Raw genomic sequence first — 759 nt, forward strand, 5'->3', positions numbered from 1 at the left:
GTCGGCGCGACGCCCGTCTCCAGATCGAGCAGCCGCGCCAGATCGTCGCGCGCGCTGGCATAGGACAGATCGGCGCGCTGATAGACGCGCTCGGCGGTGTCGCGCGCCACCTCCACTTCCAGCGTGCGCGCGTGCGGGATCACCCCCGCCGCCTCCAGCTTGCGTGAATCCGACAGCACCGCGTCGAGCGCATCACGGCTGCGCCGCGCGGACTCGAGCAGCCCGGCGGCCGCCTGTTGCCCGAAATAGGCGCGGATCAGGTCGATCCGCGCGAGGTTGAGCGCCTGCGCGCGCCGCCCCTCCGCCATCGCCACCCCGCCTTGCGCCGCGCGCTGGATCGCCGGGATCGCGCCGCCGGTATAGAGCGGCAACGCCCCCTGCACCGTCGGGCGCAGCACATCGTCGCGGAAGCGATAGCTGAGCTGGTCGGGGATCGCGTTGAACAGCCCCGGCAGCGCCTGCGACAGCCGCCCGCTAATGTCGGCGGCGATCTGCTGGTAAGCGGGCGGCACGCTCGCGGGCAGCGCCGCCAGGAACGTCTGCGTGTTGCCCAGCGTCGTCGCCTTGGGGCCGCTCACATCGACCGACAGGCTCTTTTGATATTCGAGATATTGCACCGATGCGGTGACGATCGGCCGGTGCAGCGTGCGCACCGCATCCGCCGCCGCGCGCGCCGCCTCGAAACTGGTCGCCACCGCAACGCCGACGACCTGATCCCAATGGTCGATCTCGTCGTTCCCTGTATGAGCCGGGCCGAAC

The 759-nt window shown here is 70.9% G+C and carries 1 protein-coding gene; it reads right to left on the reverse strand.

Annotated elements, in window-relative coordinates; all coding sequences use genetic code 11:
• The coding region (locus AACY08_RS27685; protein ID WP_339472294.1) for a TolC family protein at nt 1-759 on the reverse strand (759 nt) is incomplete at both ends.

It is taken from the genome of Pseudomonas sp. EL_65y_Pfl1_R83, from assembly GCF_963970695.1.
Taxonomy (GTDB): Bacteria; Pseudomonadota; Gammaproteobacteria; order Pseudomonadales; family Pseudomonadaceae; genus Aquipseudomonas; species Aquipseudomonas tritici.